16 protein-coding genes are annotated in these 15,060 nt (G+C 56.4%); 8 read left to right on the top strand and 8 right to left on the bottom strand.

Features of this window, described 5'->3' with window-relative positions:
- Position 1: 1 nt before the first annotated feature.
- The 3 genes from ACGYLO_RS18990 to ACGYLO_RS18980 all read right to left on the bottom strand — a co-directional run bounded on the left by ACGYLO_RS18990 (position 2) and on the right by ACGYLO_RS18980 (position 5,199).
- Positions 2-1,063 carry an HD domain-containing protein gene (locus tag ACGYLO_RS18990; RefSeq protein WP_394377189.1) on the bottom strand — a complete coding sequence of 354 codons (1,062 nt, stop codon included), beginning with the start codon at positions 1,061-1,063 and terminating at the stop codon, positions 2-4.
- Positions 1,047-4,049 (bottom strand): hypothetical protein, encoded by a 3,003-nt coding sequence (locus tag ACGYLO_RS18985; RefSeq protein ID WP_394377188.1) that lies wholly within the window; start codon positions 4,047-4,049, stop codon positions 1,047-1,049. The genes ACGYLO_RS18990 and ACGYLO_RS18985 overlap by 17 nt, the downstream gene beginning before the upstream one ends.
- An 88-nt stretch (positions 4,050-4,137) precedes the next feature.
- Positions 4,138-5,199: a hypothetical protein gene (locus ACGYLO_RS18980; RefSeq protein ID WP_394377187.1), complete on the bottom strand. Its 1,062-nt coding sequence runs from the start codon at positions 5,197-5,199 to the stop codon at positions 4,138-4,140.
- Positions 5,200-5,393: 194 nt separating this feature from the next.
- On the opposite strand from ACGYLO_RS18980, the gene ACGYLO_RS18975 reads away from it, so the two are divergent.
- The 4 genes from ACGYLO_RS18975 to ACGYLO_RS18960 are packed head-to-tail and all read left to right on the top strand — an operon-like array spanning position 5,394 to position 8,656.
- A complete protein-coding gene (locus ACGYLO_RS18975) occupies positions 5,394-6,566 on the top strand; it encodes a hypothetical protein (protein WP_394377186.1) in 1,173 nt (390 codons plus the stop codon).
- Positions 6,567-6,576: 10 nt separating this feature from the next.
- Positions 6,577-7,167: a hypothetical protein gene (locus ACGYLO_RS18970; protein ID WP_394377185.1), complete on the top strand. Its 591-nt coding sequence runs from the start codon at positions 6,577-6,579 to the stop codon at positions 7,165-7,167.
- A 41-nt stretch (positions 7,168-7,208) separates the two neighbouring features.
- Positions 7,209-7,820: a GNAT family N-acetyltransferase gene (locus tag ACGYLO_RS18965; protein WP_394377184.1), complete on the top strand. Its 612-nt coding sequence runs from the start codon at positions 7,209-7,211 to the stop codon at positions 7,818-7,820.
- Entirely contained in the window at positions 7,811-8,656 is an 846-nt protein-coding gene (locus ACGYLO_RS18960; RefSeq protein ID WP_394377183.1) for an SLOG family protein, read from the top strand. The genes ACGYLO_RS18965 and ACGYLO_RS18960 overlap by 10 nt, the downstream gene beginning before the upstream one ends.
- Positions 8,657-8,813: 157 nt before the next feature.
- Here ACGYLO_RS18960 and ACGYLO_RS18955 read toward each other — a convergent pair whose 3' ends face one another.
- The 3 genes from ACGYLO_RS18955 to ACGYLO_RS18945 form a co-directional block, all read right to left on the bottom strand.
- Positions 8,814-9,176 (bottom strand): hypothetical protein, encoded by a 363-nt coding sequence (locus ACGYLO_RS18955; protein WP_394377182.1) that lies wholly within the window; start codon positions 9,174-9,176, stop codon positions 8,814-8,816.
- A gap of 68 nt (positions 9,177-9,244) precedes the next feature.
- Positions 9,245-10,606, bottom strand: coding sequence for a hypothetical protein (locus ACGYLO_RS18950; RefSeq protein WP_394377181.1), 1,362 nt, complete (start codon positions 10,604-10,606; stop codon positions 9,245-9,247).
- Positions 10,607-10,609: 3 nt separating this feature from the next.
- Positions 10,610-11,032: a helix-turn-helix domain-containing protein gene (locus tag ACGYLO_RS18945; RefSeq protein WP_394377180.1), complete on the bottom strand. Its 423-nt coding sequence runs from the start codon at positions 11,030-11,032 to the stop codon at positions 10,610-10,612.
- 251 nt (positions 11,033-11,283) lie between these two features.
- Here ACGYLO_RS18945 and ACGYLO_RS18940 point away from each other — a divergent pair, with 251 nt between their 5' ends.
- The 4 genes from ACGYLO_RS18940 (at position 11,284) to ACGYLO_RS18925 (ending at position 13,862) form a co-directional block, all read left to right on the top strand.
- The gene (locus ACGYLO_RS18940) at positions 11,284-12,264 is read left to right on the top strand and encodes a hypothetical protein (protein WP_394377179.1); all 981 of its coding nucleotides are present in this window, start codon (positions 11,284-11,286) and stop codon (positions 12,262-12,264) included.
- Positions 12,261-12,548: a hypothetical protein gene (locus ACGYLO_RS18935; protein ID WP_394377178.1), complete on the top strand. Its 288-nt coding sequence runs from the start codon at positions 12,261-12,263 to the stop codon at positions 12,546-12,548. Before ACGYLO_RS18940 ends, ACGYLO_RS18935 begins: the two co-directional genes overlap by 4 nt.
- Before the next feature lie 80 nt (positions 12,549-12,628).
- On the top strand, positions 12,629-13,534 hold the full coding sequence (locus ACGYLO_RS18930) for a hypothetical protein (protein ID WP_394377177.1): 906 nt from the start codon (positions 12,629-12,631) through the stop codon (positions 13,532-13,534).
- Between the two features lie 148 nt (positions 13,535-13,682).
- On the top strand, positions 13,683-13,862 hold the full coding sequence (locus ACGYLO_RS18925) for a hypothetical protein (RefSeq protein ID WP_394377176.1): 180 nt from the start codon (positions 13,683-13,685) through the stop codon (positions 13,860-13,862).
- 150 nt (positions 13,863-14,012) lie between these two features.
- Here ACGYLO_RS18925 and ACGYLO_RS18920 read toward each other — a convergent pair whose 3' ends face one another.
- Together ACGYLO_RS18920 and ACGYLO_RS18915 are read right to left on the bottom strand one after the other, a co-directional pair.
- A complete protein-coding gene (locus ACGYLO_RS18920; protein WP_394377175.1) occupies positions 14,013-14,267 on the bottom strand; it encodes a hypothetical protein in 255 nt (84 codons plus the stop codon).
- 126 nt (positions 14,268-14,393) lie between these two features.
- The gene (locus ACGYLO_RS18915) at positions 14,394-14,933 is read right to left on the bottom strand and encodes an HNH endonuclease (RefSeq protein ID WP_394377174.1); all 540 of its coding nucleotides are present in this window, start codon (positions 14,931-14,933) and stop codon (positions 14,394-14,396) included.
- Positions 14,934-15,060 lie beyond the last annotated feature (127 nt).

Genomic DNA, 15,060 nt, shown 5'->3' with positions numbered 1-15,060 from the left:
GTCAAGGCGCGTCCAGTGTTGGCGCCTCGGACGTCGACAAAGCCTGCTCTACGGCTTCATAGGCAGCCTCTGCGCGCTCATAGAGCGTCTCTGAAGCTCCTCGGCAGGACATGGCCACCCCGAGGGCACCCTTGGCGTAGCGTGCCACCCATTTGTGGTTCCGATCAGTCAGGGCCTTCAGGAGGCTCTCAAGATTGTCGGTTTGATCTGCAAGCTTAATCAGCTGCACCGCGGGTTCCGCATTGGCGTATTCTTCAGCCTGAACCTTTTTACGGTCAGCCGAGGACATGGCCTCCAACTCGGGGCTATCTGTGCAGCCATCTACCAGCTGCGCTACGCGCGCGCCGAAGAGCTCTTCAATCTCGGCGATCGTATGGGGCGTGTCCTCCACGACGTCATGCAGAACCGCGGCGACGATCGCCGCATCCTCGCCGCCGTGAGACGCGACCATCTTCGAGACGCTAATCGGATGAAGAATGTAAGGCCCGCCGCCTTTACGCTCCTGATCGGCATGTGCGCGCGCAGCAATGCGTACGGCAAACGCCAGTGCCTTGTAATGCTCGGCGGTGCTCGCGATGGCACCTTTCCCTATAGAGGATGGAAAATCAGCAATCACAGTCGGCTCCTCCATGGCATGGATAATGAGATCCTCGGTTACTTCAGCCAGCGGGTTTTCCGCACCATCAGATTCCATCTGGTCTGGCTCTTGACCCTGGGTCAAGCCCAATAACTCTTCAAGACTGGCCTCCCAGCTCGCCATATTCCAGATTTCATAGAGATCCTCAGCTTCAGCAGCCGCAACATCGGCAAGACGATCCCCCAGAACGTCCCGCGCGACCTGAACTCCGTCGATGTCATGCAGGGAATAGACATGGATGACGACGGGAACGTAATCATCCTCATCGCAGGCATTCGCCCATTGGACCTCGTCATGATCTTCAACGATCAAGAAGCGGTCGCCCCCATGAACCCGTGCAGCTGCGATTGCATGGATATGGCAGGCCCCGCTGCCATAGATACTGTCGTGGGGGTCTTCGATTCCGCTGCTACGGATGTAGGGCATGATCGTTTACCTTCTCCAGATCGGGCATTCCGACATAAAGACCGGTATGCTTCAAAACAAAATCAGCGCATCCTTCGAAAAACGAAAGCTGAACCGCCCCCATGCGTTCCAGCATTTTCTCAGGCTCACTGGGCGCGCGCAGATAGCTGGACGCCATGTCCAAGCGGGTCAACTTCTCACGCAGACTTCCTGGGAAAACAGCGTCATCCTCACCAGGTAGTACATCTTTGAACTTAAAGCGATGATATGATCCCCCTGGGTCACCGAGATTTGCAGTCTTGAAATTTGGATCTTTGAGGAGGTCTTCAGGCATGAGGACGCGATCAGCACGCATGCCGCAGATCGCCTTACCCTCATCCTTGAGCTGCTGCGCGCGCTGTTTCAGATCATCAAAGTTGAGTTTCGGCTTGCGGTAGACGCGATCAAAGATCGTGCGTACGGCCTCTTCTTCTCCCTTCAACATGAGGTGCATGATCGGGTCGACATAGGCTTCGAACCGGTAAAGCGTGGCGTCTTTCTTCGAGATTTGCCCATATCCGATGGTGCAGCGCAGATGTGGAAGCGAGACAACCTCAACGGAGTTCTTGCGAACCCATTCGATGATCAGCTTTACCCAATAGGCTGTGTCTACCGATTTGTCGGGGTCGATCATGGTCTCGATCACATCGATGGGCCCTTCATCGCCCGGGCCCTCAGTGATTACAGAGCATGCGCGTACATCCCGGAATACCGGGTGACATGTCTCCATATGATTCAATCGATCTGCAGGCGCTTCACCGTGAAGCCGCAGGGCGCCAGGACCGGCTGAGGCGTAGAGGGGTGAAATTCGCTCTGACTTCTTCTGCCACCCTTTGCGCGCGCTATAGGCATGAACATCGACATGGGCGAAGAAGTATTCCTCACCAAGAATGGTTTCGCCGTGCGGATGGCTGACCTCGAGGGCGCCTGCTGCGGTAAGCTCTGCATAATGCGCATCCTCTACACCTTGAGGCAGCTCAGCTTCGATCAAACCCGCCAGCTGGACCACCTTCTTGAAGGCTTTTTCACCTTCCGGGATCGCGCCTTTGGACGAGCTCCGCCACAGAGCGATGGCCTTGCGCGCTGTATCCTCCTTTACGCCTGCATCAACTGTGCGGCGCAGAAACGCTGCGCATGCTTTCTCTTCAGCCTCAAGAATGCGCAGCGCCTCATCGAAAAGGTGGATATATTCGAGATAGTTCTGCCGGTGAATGCGGCTGTTGAAGTAGTAGCGCAGATCATCGGCCGAGGTCTCGTCGATGCAGATGAAACCCTCCGGCGTATGGGTATTGAACTTCCCCCAAGACTTCTCAGTCCATGTCATCTTAACAGGGGTGTGGTAGGTCTTCTCGTTGTCGTTGTAGCTGCGCTTGGACACGGGGCACTTAACAACGAGGGCATCGCCCCGGGTTTCAACGGTCGTAAGCCCAAAGTCCTCCATCATATTCACTTTCCGAAAGGAGAAAGATCGATTGGAGTCCGTATCGAAAATCTGCGGAGCGGAGTCTTCGGTGGCGACTTTTGACCATTGCGCCAGAACACGTGTGCCTGAACGGATCCGCGCCCGGTTCTCTTTGAGGTAGGTCATCACAGAGGGTCGGCCGTCGTGAATGACCCCTTCTTCGTCATGTACAAAGGTGAAGGACTTGGCGTGGACATCTTGCTCAAGCCAATTCTCTTGCTTGCCAATGAAGTCTCCGAAAATATTCTCGCGCTCAGCCAGGCCCCAGAGGATCAACAGGACGCGTTTGTAAAACAAAGCACGGCTGTCGTGATCCGCGCGCTTATCTGAATACTCGACATCCTGGGGCGTGATCATCCGTGCCTCAGTTCCGAAACGCGCCCGTTCGGTAAAGATCGCATCAATCTCGGCCTTGGATGGGAACAGACGATTGGCCTTGGATGTGATCTCATCCGTGGTCACCATGGAGACTTGCTCACCATTCCGGATCAGGATGTGGATTTTTTGGTCCTGCTCATAAGCCGATATCAGAGCCAACAAGGCTGAAACATCTGTGGGTGGGTTGAAGGGGCGCGCGGAACGCCGGACCTTGGCAATTGCCACGCAGCGGTTGAAGGGCAGCATGCGCGCAACGAGATCAGGGTTGTCTTGCAGTAAATGCGGCAGATCCATCATATCGTCACCGTTGAAACCATCGAGCCGACTATGAGTGAAGAGTTCCTCATCAAGGTAGAGCATGCGCTGCATGAAATGCAGCTTATCAGCTGGCCCGGCGCCCTGCCCTCGCACCAGCGAGGTAAAATCTTGCTCCTCTCCCAGCCACAGACGCATGGTCTGCACATTTGCGAGCATGGTCTCGGCCATTTTGCGCTGCTCGGAGATCCCGGCCAGCCCCAACGAGACCTTCTCTTTTTGGAAATTCGCAACGAGATGCATCTTTTCCTGCATCTCAGCGGTCTGCGCTTCCACCCATGATTGGCGCGCTTCGAGAACGGCGATTGCCGTCTCGACCTTGCGCTGGGCTGCGTTCACGTCCCCACTTGGCAGCAGAACGGAGGGGACCTGCGCTTCACCACGTTCCTCCGCAGACTCCGCGGCCGGGGCGGGCAAGGACTTGATGAGGTCTGCGTCGCTTGGCGGGGAAGACATCTTTTCCGTGATCTCGGTGATTTCCCCCATAAGCTCGGCAAGCTCTGCCGCGCGAAGCTCTTCGCCATTCGGCGCATGGGTGAAATTAACCAGTAGATCCTCGATGAGGACCAGAACCGTGCCCCCGCCGAAACGCGGGTGCTCATGCAAGACAACGGTATGGATCTCACCATCGATGATGCGGACATCGCCCAGCAGAAAGATCAAACCATGATCAGGGGCCTCACGCTCAGCGAAATCCTTGAACGCTCCAGTGAGGCGCCACCAGCTGCCCGGTACGATTTCATCGAGTTCAGGTGGGATCCCTGCATTCTTGGTTGCCGACCATGCAGCTGGCAGATTTTCGTCAGAGTGCATAAGGTCCCCAGCTATCTTCAGGTTAATCTTTTTCTCAAGCTACCTACGGCCTAACTTGAGGTCAAATCGTTTTGCGAAAAACACCGAGTTATCCGCGTTCAATCCATGCATTGAGCGCTCGACGGGTTTCGTCATCCGGGGCCTTGTCGCGCATCAAGGCGATCTCGCGTGGCGCGATCTCTTCGAGCACATGGCCCGTATACCGGCCCTGCAGAACAATGCCCGAAGCCTTCCCGCTGCGCGGATCCATCGTGATGGAAAGGCAAGGCGTGTCGAAGCGCACAGGGCCCGCTTTGAGAGCCGCCATGATCTGGTTGATCTGATCCTTGCGCTCCCCTGCACGCTCTAGTTCCTCGCGGGCCTCGGCGTCATTCAAACCCGCCAGCCGCTCGGCATAGGCATTCGGCATGCTTAGAATTGCCTCGCCAACCAAGAATGGCGCCAGGGGTGGGAAGATGATCGTGGCAAGACTTCCAAAGATCAATGCAGACATCGAGCCCTGAGTGAGCGCATCGGATAGAGCCGCAATGCGCATCGTCACCGGGCGCGACACGGCGCGTGTTGCGTCCCCCAAGTATGCGCCCGAAAGCCGCGTAAGGCCGGAAGCCGCGACCCCAGCCCGGGCGGTGACCTCTGAGGTAAGATCGCGCGCACCATCTGTGAGCGCGCCCGCGCTTTTTGTAACAGCCTGTGCGCGTCGGGTTAGTCCGGACATGAAGCCTGATGCCGCTGGCGTATCTGCGGGTGCATCTAGCGCCGGCAGAACGTCGAGCCCAATACCCAATGCGCGCGCCCGAGCCTTATTGAGGCTGCGCAGGTGGATGTCCGCCCGTGTCATGGCCTGCATCAGGTTCTGAACCAGATCATCCCGGCCGGGGCCCTCCTCGAGCGTTTGCAGACCTTCCAGCGCCTGCATGATCGCTGGCACATCGACGACGATAAATGCGCGGATAAGACGCCAGTCATCTGGCGCTGCGGTGAGGTGTTTCTGAATGCCGGCAAGAGCCGCACTGAATTTCGTGATCTGCTTTTGCAGGCCCGGTGCAGAAATGGTTGATTGCTCAGCGCCCCGGCGCGCCATCTCAAGATCACGCCGAACAAGATTGCTGCGGTCTTGACCTGCAGGCTCGACCCAGGGGTTTGTGAACATCAAATCTCTCCATGTAAAACTTTATGAACAATTAAGATGCCCTTTTGCGAATTTCAAGCAATACACAATTTTTGGTAAACGCTCGGGTGAGGGGGTGTGCCCCGCAAGCAGGAGCATATCACCTCCATTCTTGCTGCCCGTATTTTCGCTTGTTTCGGGTATCTTCTATCCAACAGGAAAGGGAAGTCTACATTATGGATAAGCGTAAGAAGGAAAGTCTTTGGTCCGATATCAAGTCGGTCTCGGAAACCCAGGAAGGTCGGCAGGCTATGATGACCACCGGGTCCGTTATTGCTGCTGCCTATCTGGGATATGTCGGACCGGATCTTCTGGTCACGATGCACGATGCTTTGGCCTTCTATGCGCTGAAATACCCCCTGATGGATCCCCAGGCCATGAGCAGCGCCCTTTGGGGCGGTGCGCAATATTACACTGCAGCCGGGCTGGACTTCATCGGCAACCTTTCAGACACGGTCTCCTTCGAGCTGTCCCATACGATGCGCGAAAGCGTTCAGACCGCACGGGAATTCCTCAGCCGCAGCGGGGAGCGCGGGCTTGAGGCGGCACGCGTCACTTTTGATGAAACGTCACAATATGTGGGGCACTATGCCAATGGCGCCCTGCAAAATATCGGGACCGCTCTTCACTCCGGCTATAACGCCGTGAAGGAGCACTGGGGCGCCGTCGTCGCTGTGGGGGCTGCAGTGAAAGAGGCCTATGACTTCTACACGACCGGTGAGAGCATCTTCAAACGTCTCTTCGGACGCGGCAAGAAGGACAGCAAGGCCGAGACACAGGTCGAAGCCAATATCTCGGTCAACGTCGCTATTGGCGGGGCCGGTGTTCTTGCTTCTGCCGATTCAGCCTTGAGCACCGACAAGGTCAAGGATCCTGTCAAAGTGGATATGGATCGCATCATCTGGATCTCTGATCAGCTGCGCGATCAGATCGCAACTCAAGCCTGCGACCTCGAGGGCCTGGGCACTTCTGAGAGGACTCCGCCGCTCAATGCAGAGCAGCGGGCCGAGCGTGACAGGGTCCGTTCCGCTGTGGAACGCGCACTTCATCAGCATGACCTTGGCGTCCCTCAAAACGCGCTGACCAAAATCGGGCTTGCGAGTTCAGATATTGCGAATAAGTTGAATGAACGGTGGGATGAGAGCTCTGTCTCCGCTGGTCGCTTTCAGTCGATCCGAGGACAGGTGCGAAAAACATCCCATATGGAGTATGATCTGACCGACCCGCTCGCGTTCGTGAAGGGGTCTCAGGCAAGCTCCGAGGAGAGCAATGTTGGTGGCGATAAACTCGTGGCTGCAAATGATAACAAATTCGACAGGCCATCGGACGACGGTCCGTGTCTGATGTAAGGAGACGAGAATGAGCCGCAAGATTATTGGGCTGGCCGGCTATCGCCAGGTTGGCAAAAGCAAGATCACGCAGCACCTTTGCGAAAATCACGGCTTTAAATCCGTTCACCCTTTTGGTGTCTGGAAGACCGGGATCGTCGCCATGTACAAGGCGATCGGGATCGACGAGGACACCGCAGTGCGTATGGTGGATGGGGACCTGAAAGACACCCCGCACCCCAGCCTGCCCGACGGGATGGACAGCCGCTTTTTGATGGAGCGTGTTGGGAAATACTCAGGTACGGAACTTGGGCCTCAGTGGACCCTTGGTCTCGCCCTTAAACAGATGGACCAGCTCTATCCCGACGCAGATCTGATCATCGAATCCATTGTTTATGAGGTCGACGTCGTGCGGAGCTTCGGCGGTCATATCATCATGATTGACCGGCCGGGAACGGAAGGCAAAGGCCTCGACACAGATGCAGCCACGAGGCTGATCAATCCCGACAGTCGCTTTCTGAATGACGGCAACGAGCTTGATGTCATGCTGATGGAGTTCGAAGGCCACCTGATGCGCGAAGGCCTGATCTCGCGTTGCGAAAACGATATGGAAGTCGCGTAGCTGTGATTGCGAAAATGAATGTTAGCCCTGAATTTTGCCGCATGATGCTGCAGATCTATCCCGATAAGGTCCTTTCAGGTCCTGATCGGGATGAGGACGACGTCGATATCGATCCAATCATGGGGGCGACATTTCAAACAGCCATGGAGGATTTCTGCACAGATGCGGAGATCCTGCGCGTCGATCCTGAGCTGACAGCAGACTCGCCTGAGATCCGTTATGTGACCAACACCCGCCTGGCGCGGGAAGAGACCTTACTCTCCCTACCCAGCGGGGGGCGCGTCGTGAAAGCAATCAGCTCAGATGGCACCTATATCGGCGTTGCAGCTATCACGCCCCGTGAGGAGGACCCCGATACCTTCCGCCTCGCTGGCCTCTTTACCGGCTCAGCACTTTGCGTCAATGGCCCGATGCGCGGGCGTGGCATTGGTAAGGCGCTGGTCATCGCACGCTTTCTTCTGGATGAAGAACTGCCCACATGGGACCACGACACGCCTGGGTATAGCCCGGCCGGCGCAGATCTCATCGAGAACACCGCAGAGGATCTGGCGGAGCTCTCCCGTTACCTCCTGGGTAAGGCGAGCCGTCGACCAGAGCTGCTGGATCAATACAAATTGGACGTGACCCTTGAGGAGCCCCAACCATGCCCATGAGGCTCTTTCATGGCTTCTACAGCCCGCAGGCTTGCCACGATGAGCCTGACGCCACATTCATCTATGGTGATAACTTCAAACGCTACGGCCGCGGTAAATTCGCGGGACAAGCGATCATTCGCGACATGCCCAATGCCTTGGGCCTCGCCGTCAAACACGAACCAAAACGTGATCCCGGGTCTTATCTGTCGAATGACGACATCGACCTGTTCATCAAGGAACTCCACGCGGTTCATGAGGTCATCGCTCCGAAGCTGCGCAGTGGCGCCACGGTTTATTGGCCTGCGGATGGCCTGGGCACGGGCCTCGCCGAGATGCCAAGACGGGCGCCCCTCCTCTACCAAAAGCTCTGCACCTATTCCTCCGGGCTCTTCCGGCTCAAAGGTGACCTTGATTATGTCTCGGCCATCGTCTGTGGCGGGACTAAGTTCAATAATGCGGCTGCCGCGAACAGCGGCCTGCAAAGGCATCTTGGGAAAGATCTTTCCGCAGGGGCGACCCTCGAGATCATTCAGGGTGGAGCGCAGGGCGCGGACCGGCTTGCAGCAGATTGGGCCGCGGCCCGCGGTGCTATTCAGACGGCTATGAAGGTCAACTTCAAAAGACATGGATATTCCGGGATCGAGATCCTGAACCACGACATGGCCACACGCCTTGAAGCGCGGCGTGATCAGGCGGGCGTGAAGGCTCTGGTGATTGGTATGCCGGGCGGCAACGGCACCGCACATATGTTGCGGGTCGCGCGAGAGCGGGGCCTGGAGGTGCGCAACATCAAAAGCACGGAAGCAGCGCCCACTCAGCCTACAGCGGACCAGCAGACCAGCCTGGACCTTTGACGCTTCAACAAGAGATACAGGCCGGTAACAATGTGCATTTGGCAGCGCCAAAAGCTACCGATCTGTATCAAGATGTATCTGCGATGACGGCGCGCGCCCCTTAGGAGCGCCTTTGCTTCGGCTTGAAGGAAGGCTCAGGTGCGCGCCCGTGTGATCGTCAGCGGAGCGTCTGCCTCGGTAGCTCACTCAGCACATCCGAGATCACTTCACCGGTAATCGTCGAGAATGTGGTGACGATCTTATGTGTGTCCGATGTTGCCACGATCTTCGTCTCACAAGGACCACGGGACATGCGAGATACACCAAAACCATTGGCCGTGTTGCGTGCCGAAACGTCTTCAATCGGGATGTATGCCTGACGCAGGAAGCGACCGGTCAGCGGATTGGCGACATTGGCGCAAAGCTTGACGGATCCCGACAATGGATCCCTGCCAGCAGCCTGAGACTGCGCAAGTGTCTCAGTGGATGCCATCAGACTAAGAGTCAGGGACAGGAGCATGGTTTTTCGCTTCAAATTCACGACAGTTCTTCCTTCTAAGGATTCCGGTGGACGTAAAAAAGGGCCGCCCAATAAGGCGGCCCATAAGATCACTTATTGCCGAGATAACTGTCAGGCAGTGCTGTAGACAACGCCTCGGGCGAAGGCACGCCATTGATCACCTTTGCGCCCTCTTCCGTATTGAAGATCAGGAAAGGGACGCCGGGAATCTCATATTCCCTCATGATATTTGCGTTATGGATCAAGCTGTCACGAAGCTGCCCAGGCAGATCTTCCCAATTGCCTGGCTTGAGCGGGCTGCGACCGCCGGACAGGCCAAGCTCATGCTCAAGGAAAGCGATCGGAGGTTCATCAGCCAGCAGGATGGAGGCAATATACTTGCCCGACCGCTCTGACAAAACCGGTGCCAGGATGATGCGCAACTGAAGCTCGCCTGATGCGATCGAGCCCTCCAAATTAGCAATGGTTTTCGCACAATAGGGGCAGGTCGGATCGATGAACGCATATGCCACGGGCGCATCCATTTTGCCGATCCCGAACCACATTGCATCGGTGCGTACTTCCTTCAAGAGCGTGTCGGCAACGGTGTCGCCGGTTGTCTCGATGGACTGCTCGTCAGATGCCACCCCTTCGGCAACCACAGTCTCAACAGCGCTTTGCTCAACAGCTGTCTCTTTCACGGCTGCCTCTGGCTGAGGTTCATTCTGGGTTTCAGAATGTCTTAGCTCGCTGTGGTCTTCAGTAGGTGCTGCCTCTGCTTCCTTGTGACGTCGCACGATTTCCTCAGTCCATACCTGCACAGCGGTTTGAAACTCTTGTTCGTTTTTCACATCCTTGAGAAGTTCCACCAAAGCCGCCATCAAGATTTTCTTGTCGGCTTCAGAAAAACCTTCAAGCGTGGCATGCATATCTTCAGTAACCGAGGCTGCATCGGTAGCTGCATGCTTTGAGGCCTCCTCTGCCGCAGGTGCTGTACCAGCAGTCGCGCCCGATGTCTCTACAGGGCCAAGACCATCGATCTGTGCCTCGATGTTCTCGAGGCCGGATTCCATCGCGGTGATCTCATCGGAGGTCAGCACGCCCCCTTCGGGGATCAAAGAGACGCCGGGGGAGGTTTGACCTGTTGCCGGTTCTGCTACGACAGGATGAGGTGCTTCAGGTGCGATCTCAAAAGCGCGCACTGGCTGGCCACCGGTGAAAGCGGAGCCGAGGTCACGACCGTCGTTGCTGAACACGGTACCAGCCATCGCAGTGCGGCCATCGGGGGAAACCATCCAGATGCCCTGATAGCCCTCAAGGCTATAGATATCCATGCCAGCAAGCTGGCCCTGATAGGCCACGCCATCGAGTTGGCTCAAAAACTCAGGCATCTCTGCCTGCTGTGCGAAGGCAGTTGAGGCCGAGAGTGTCGCAACGCCTGCGAGCAGAAGCGTCTTGAGGCGGGTTGTCATGGGTTACTCCTCGTAATAGTCGGAAAATTCCTCGGGAGACATATTGTCAGCAATCGCCGAGAACATGTCCGGATCCGAGCTGGAGAGCGCCAGTGCTGCGAGGTATTTCACCTCTACGCCATATACCGGCGCCAGTTGGGAAATCACCCAGCCGGGAGGATAACAGGTGGTCTCATACTGGCTGAGTTTGCGTGCAGAGGCGATGCCAGCAGCTTCAGCAGCCGCCGCGAGTGTCAGATCTTTGTCATCGCGCATCGCTTTGAGTTTCGCACCGAATGCCTTGCGACGATCCTTTTTCGCTTTTGCTTCAGCGGGATCTGTCTGCGGACGCCCCCGTGACCGCACAGCGAAGCGTTCGGAGCTGTTCTCCCCCACTTCGGCCTGAAGTTCCGAAAACGGTATGATCTTCATATTTTTCTCAGTCATGGTGTACTGTTCCTTTTAATAGATCTCGCACTCTGCGACACTACAAATCTTGTTGTTTTTCTCATTCAACTGTCCGCTTGGTTAAGTTATAGGTCAAAACATGGTGCAAAACACCTTATGGAAATAAGTTTTCCACTGCTTTTCGCAACCTTTATGAAGGAATATATATTCAGCGCGAACCTGAGACCACGAGCAAGACACCGCCACCCGCAGAACCCTGCCCCTGTAACGAGACACAGAAAGAAAGCCCGATGACCGAAGCAAACTACAAAGTAAAACTGGATCCGCGCGCCGCAGACCTAATGACGTATCTGACGGGCACCAATGATTTCGAGTTTCACGACGTACAAATGTATACCTGGATGGCGAAGGCCCATTTCGGCGTAGACGCTGATGGCCGAGACTTCCGTCTGACCTTGGCGGGACATGGCGTCTATGAACTTGCCTGGAAGGCTTGGGATGGCAATTACAGTGATCGTCCGCAGGAAGGTCATATTGAGCAGACCCCGGCCGGCAAAGCGGCGCGTGACGCGGCAGCAGAGCTTGGCCGCAAACTCACCGGCCACAACCTGAAGGTTGACGGCTGGACGGACTTCTCAGGACTTGCCAATGGCCGCGTCTTGAAGCCCACGGGGGACGACGATGATCACAGCTTCATCCTCCTCGAGCTGAACGATAAGCAGTTTGCTATTGTCCTGGGCGATAATCCGAACCCGGATCTGACCGATGTCCCCGCTGAATATGAAGAGCAACCCTTCGCACAGGGTCGCTCCTCACGCTACGACATCCCGCGGGTCGCAATGTCTTGCTCGATCAACATCCTGGATAAGGCAGCATTCTGCGAAGCGATGGACGTCAAAACCCTTTCCGAGGTCGATGGATCGACCCTCGCGAGCAAGATGACCGTCCTTTCTGTCGATGCGAAAACAGCGGGTCTATCTGAAATCGAATGCAGTGCCCCCACTGTGAAGAAAGGCTTTCTCGCCTTCGAGACCCGAGCACATGTCGAGGATTTCGGCGCGCTGGTTCGAGAAGCCCGCGGCTGCTACGCTGATTGCTGGGGGGATGACGATTGGTATCCCGCATCGCCCGAAGACGCATTCTATGAGATTGCCCTTGCCTCGAACGCAAATCCTTCACCAGATGTGATGGGCTTCGAGATCGTCGGCATGAAGCCGATTGAGCCCGATGAAGTCCCAATGACCGAAACTGCTGAGGAGCCGAGCCTGTGACCCGCGACCTACCGCACAATGGCAGCGACCATGAAGAAAATCATCACTGGCGCCACATCAAACGCGGCACCTGGACCGGGGGACTTGCGTCGCCAAGCAACCCTATTCCTCAGGTCTGTGACCGTGCCGGGGTGCATCTGCTCTGCGCCGGATCGAATTCCGCGCTGACAGGGTTCGAGACGCCGGAAGCCGCGGAGCAGTACAGGTCGCGGTATCTCGACAACCTTTGGAAAACTGTCGATTTGCGTGATCCCGAACCGGCTGAAGATCTGCCAGCGCCCTGAACCGCGCTGACGTTGACAAAGCAGCGGTAATAGCTTTGCAATCAGAATGTATTGGGCGCCTTGAACGGGGATATTCTCAGATGAAGTCTTTAATTCCTATCCTGCTGGCGGCCTCGATCGCCGTCCCCGCTGCCGCTCAGGATTTTGGTAGCGCCTTACTGATGGGCCTTGGAAGTAGCGCTCTCGATAAGGGCTCTGATATGCTCAAAGAGGCGCCCGAAGGCTTTGATCGCTTCATGAGAGATACGGAAGCAGGCCGGAATTACGCTTCAGAGGCTGCCTGCCTGGGAGAGTTGCAGGTGGGCATCAATGCCGGCACTCTCATGGCAAACATGCTGCCCTTTTCTACCGTGGAGGCATTTGAGGATCGCCGGGGACCTGTTGGTCGCTTCCGGATTATGCTCAACGGTGAAAAGCATCACTTTGAAGTGGCCTGCGACGGGCGTAAAATGACAACGACTACCCTGCCTTGGGGTGAGGCACCGGATCGGGACGCATTGGCAGATCGCTCCAGCCTTGATGCTGGCGCGGGTCTCTTGCTTCTGCTTCACATCCAAGGTGCATTCAAGGAAGAGGAAAAAGTCTCGGCCGCCCCCACCAAGAAGCATATCGATGAGAGTTTCAACGTAGAGGCACTCATCGCTGACATCGTTCGAAATTCGGAGGAGTATGCGCTTGGCAAAGAAATCTCCCCATGCTGGAATATCGGCGCTCTGTCCACAGAGGCTTCGAAAACGATCGTTGAAGTAGCTCTGCGGTTCAATGCGGATGGTACGCCAATTGCTTCATCAATGCGAATGGTCGTCAGCTCTGGTGGATCGGACTCCGCAGCCCAACAGGCTTTCGAGGCCGCAAAGCGCGCCATTATCCGCTGCGGGGCGCGGGGATATAACCTGGAAGCCGCAGACATTTCGGATGACAAGCTGATCATCCTGTCGTTTGATCCGGGCCGCACAGGGCAGGCCCAAGGGATCGTTGTCAAGTAGGGCGCGCCGCGCGCCTTCCCCACCTTCAACAGTTTTTTCGCAAAACCACCTCCCCATGATCCCCATCATAGGGTAATCTCCCTATCGAGACGTCAGCGGTAACAGCACGCCGGCTACGCACCCTTTTTGCAAGATGAACGAGATTACCATGGGCACCAAAACACTGAAGAAGCTGAGCCAAAAATCCAAAAACAAGCCAGCCGCGATCGCACTGAAGATCCAGAAACGCTCATGGCTGGTCCTGGCCTTCTTTCTGATCCCGGCCACTGCTGCGGCAATCATGATCCCGCTTGGTCTTTGGGTCCCCGGACTTGCCTGGCTGGAATAGCCTACCTTTTCTCTGATCAAAGCAAACCAAGGGAAGATCTTCTCTTACGCCAGTATCGCCCTGGCGTGACCGATCTGTTCAACTCCGAAGCACAGAGACGACAAAAGCCCCACCAGATGGCGGGGCTTTTTGAACGATCAGCAGTGAGGGTCAGTCTTTGAATTTGACCTTCAACAGGCCCAAGCGGATTGAATCCACCAACCGCATCTCGTTGCTGAGTACCGGAAGAACCATGATTAGAGGGATAGTTGGTGCCATGCCGCCGACGATTGCGAAGCCTCGGAAAGCCGGGAAGATACCGACGGCCAGAATGGTCAGGCAGCTAAAGGATACAACGATGCTGGCAATGATGATGGTCGAGAGCCAGGGCATCCACACGGGTCGTTTAAAAAGATCATCGTCCAAGAGGCATTCTCCTTCAGCGTTGAGCCACAGCTAGAGATTTGAAGACTGCGTTGCAAGCTCTGCACAAGCGATTGGGAGAAACAAAAAACCGGCCCCGCATACTGCGGAGCCGGTGACTTTGGAGCCTCAGTCCTGCTCGAGGACACCAGACCAGTAGAGGTATGACAGCCAGTCCGAGTGCAGCTCTTTCTTGATAAGATGCGCTTTACGAGCCATGTCACGCGGATCCATAGGCTTTGGCATCCGTTTCGGGCGGATCAGCTTGTCGCCCTTGCGCGAGTTGCAAGGCATGCAGGCCGAGACCACATTCTCCGGGCTGTTCCGTCCACCCCGCGCGCGCGGGATCACGTGGTCGAATGTCAGATCCTTGGTCGAGAACCGCTCGCCGCAGTAGAGGCAGCGAAATTCATCACGCAGGAAGATGTTCAGCCGATTGAAAGCGACCTTCTGCGGCACTTTGATGTAGCGGGTCAGTGCCACGACACTGGGTGGGCGGTAGGTGAGGTTCGCCGAGCGGAATTCGACATCATACTCCTCCAGCACCGTGACCCGGTCCGAGAGGACCGCGCGCATCGCGCGCTCGAAGCCCCAGGTCGAGAGCGGGTGGATCCGAACCGGCTGAAAGTCAGCGTTCAGAACAAGGGCGGGGTAGTTCGGGGAGTGCATGATGGTCTCCTTCTCTTGAAAAATGCTCCCGTATCGGATGCCTTGTGAGTGGCGAACTGCGTTAAAGGGTTGATGAAAAAGCCGCGCCCCGGGTAGGGTACGCGGTCGGTGTTGCGGGAGTGCCCCG

Origin of the sequence: Sulfitobacter sp. 1A13353 (assembly GCF_043557255.1) — a bacterium.
GTDB lineage: Bacteria > Pseudomonadota > Alphaproteobacteria > Rhodobacterales > Rhodobacteraceae > Sulfitobacter > Sulfitobacter faviae.
Note: the sequence above shows the minus strand (reverse complement) of the source record. Positions and strands in the feature narration are given on the sequence as shown.